The organism is uncultured Sunxiuqinia sp., from assembly GCF_963974515.1.
Taxonomy (GTDB): Bacteria; Bacteroidota; Bacteroidia; order Bacteroidales; family Prolixibacteraceae; genus Sunxiuqinia.
Genome location: NZ_CAXBDD010000202.1, coordinates 1 through 2,965, shown reverse-complemented (window position 1 = coordinate 2,965; position 2,965 = coordinate 1). Strand labels below are relative to the sequence as shown.

The window sequence follows — 2,965 nt, the reverse complement described above, 5'->3', positions numbered from 1 at the left end:
ATGCGTCAGTTACTGATCCGGAAAGATGGGCCAGCCATTCGTGACACACTACTACTTATTTCTATTCTTGGAAGTACGGCTGTTGCAACTATTCTGCTTTGGGGCACCTGGTGGGCAGCTGTTCCGTATTTGATTTATGCCGTTTTATATGGGACCAGCTCCGACTCCAGATGGCATGAATGTGGTCATGGAACCGCTTTTCGAACCGACTGGATGAATAATGTAGTTTATGAAGTAGCCTCCTTTATGGTCATGCGTGAATCAGTGGTCTGGCGCTGGAGCCACACGCGCCACCACAGCGACACGATAATTGTCGGACGCGATCCCGAAATACAATTACCACGCCCGCCTGACATTAAAGGCTTAGTGCTTTCAGTTGTTAACTTCGCAGGATATAGAACTTATTATCCAGGCCTGGTTCGTCATGCATTAGGTAAGGTAACTGACGCTGAAAGGACTTTTATTCCGGAGACTGAATTCATAAAGATTTACAGAAACGCTCGTCTTTGTCTTGCCATTTATTTTTTAATTATTGTTTCGGCGATCGTTTTGCAATCGTGGCTGCCTATATTTCTGTTTATACTTCCTCAATTTTTCGGCACGTGGTTAATGATCGTGCACAATACTACGCAACATGCCGGCCTGGCAGAAAACGTCCTGGATCATCGCCTGAATTGTCGCACAGTATATATGAATCCCATCAGCAGGTTTATTTACTGGAACATGAACTACCACATAGAACACCATATGTTTCCTCTCGTTCCTTATCACGCCCTCCCGAAGCTTCACGAACTAGTAAAAGATGACTGCCCACCTGTTTATCCTTCAATTTATTCAGCCTGGCGTGAAATTTTACCCACATTGCTTAAGCAGGTCAAAAATCCGGCGTATCATGTTAAGCGTAAACTTCCGGAGCCTAAAGAAACTACTGGTGATACCATTCTTCGGTCTGATGCTGTCCCTGATTCTGATGGATGGGTAAAGGCCTGTGCTTCTGATGACATAGGAAAAGAAGACGTTATCCGCTTCGATCACGCAAAGAAAACATTTGCACTTTATCGTGATGACGAAGGAGAATTTTATGCCACCGATGGCATTTGCACACATGGCAACACCCATTTGAATGAAGGTCTTGTTAAAGGAAAAATTATTGAATGTCCAAAGCACAATGGACGGTTCAATCTCCCGGATGGTTCTCCTGCACGTGCGCCCATTTGCCGCGGTCTTGCCACTTATCCTGTCGAAGAACGTGCCGGGAGACTCTGGATAAATATTAGAAAACCCGGGGGTGCAGGAGCACGTTCTGAAAAAAGGTACAAGTTACGTGTTGTCAGTAACCAAAACGTATCAACCTTTATCAAGGAGCTTGTACTTCAGCCGATGGATGGCCGTGAGAAAATCGAGTTTATCCCGGGGGACTATTTGCAAATTGAAATTCCGGAATACCGGCAAATTCATTTCAGCGAATTTTCCATCCCGGAACCGTATGCATCGATATGGGAAGGCCAGGGGATGTTCAACTTGTCGAGCACGAACCCAAAATCCGGGCGTCACAATAATTATTCGCTTGCCTGTAACGCGAAAACAGACCGGGATCTCAAGTTCAATGTCCGGATTGCCACTCCGCCACCCGGGCAGGACTGCCCTCCGGGTATTGGATCGAGTTATATTTTCAGTTTAAAACCAGGTGATATCGTTTCCGCCATCGGACCTTTTGGCGATTTCCATATCAAGCCAACTCAAAAGGAAATGGTCTATATCGGAGGTGGCGCCGGCATGGCACCTATTCGTGCGCATACTGCCCATCTTTTTGAAAATGAATCCACCAAACGTAAAGTCAGTTACTGGTATGGCGCACGCTCCAGACAGGAGATTTTCTATGATGACTATTTTATAAGACTTGCAGATGAGTACGACAATTTTGATTTTCAGCTTGCTCTATCTAATCCACTTAAAGAAGATCGTTGGACTGGGCACGAAGGATTCATTCACGAAGTCGTTTTTGAAAACTATCTAAAAGATCACCCTAATCCCAAGTCCATTGAGTTCTACTTATGCGGTCCACCCATGATGATGAAAGCCTGCACGAAAATGCTTGTGGGACTCGGGGTGTTTAAAGAGCAAATTGCATTCGACGAATTTTAAATGAAAACAAATGGACTTGAAAATATTATGCCCGCAATGGGGGCACGAACATTTAGAGATTGAAGCATTTTTTGTAAAAGTAAAAGAAGCAGGTTATGACGGTGTAGATACCTGGCTTCCTGAAGATCAGAACGAACGCAAAAGATTCATACGTTTGCTGGATGAGTATGGCTTACAAATGGTAAGCCATCAACACCAGGCAAGAGGAAGTAATATCGATGAATTCTGCAAATCATTCGAGTACTATTTAGATCTTTCATTGGAAAGTCGTCCCATTTTGATCAATTCGCACTCCGGAAGGGATTTTTTCACCTTGGAACAACAACTTCGGGTTATCGATGTTGCAGAAAGCTTCTCTGTCAAAAACAATATCCGGGTTGTACATGAAACCCATCGGGGCCGAATTGGTTTTGGACCTATGAATTCACGAGAATTATTCAGGCTCCGGCCAAAAATGAAAATAACTGCAGACTTTTCCCACTGGGTATGCGTCACTGAAAGCTACCTCGAAAATTTTGAAGAAGAACTTTCTGAGGCAATCAAAAGGGCAGAGCATATCCACGCACGAGTTGGATTTACGGAGGGACCGCAAATTTCTGACCCAAGAACTGAATATTGGAGACCCCAAGTAAAGTTTTTTTTACATCAATGGGAGCAGATTCTTCTTTGCCAAAAATCAAGGGGACAAAAGCTCTTTACCATTACGCCGGAGTTTGGGCCACCTCCTTACATGTGGACAAATATTGGTGACAATTCACCGGTTGCAAATCAATGGGATATTAATTTGTACCTGATGAATTTATTGCGGGATAAATTTTCA

Annotated in this window: 2 protein-coding genes; both read left to right on the top strand. The window is 44.0% G+C overall.

Annotated elements, in window-relative coordinates:
* Window positions 1-2,145 (top strand): NADH:ubiquinone reductase (Na(+)-transporting) subunit F (gene nqrF / locus AAC033_RS18860; protein WP_339741080.1); only part of this gene is annotated, 2,145 nt, incomplete at its 5' end.
* Window positions 2,146-2,155: 10 nt separating this feature from the next.
* A partial coding sequence (locus AAC033_RS18855; RefSeq protein ID WP_339741078.1) for a hypothetical protein occupies window positions 2,156-2,965 on the top strand: 810 nt, incomplete at its 3' end.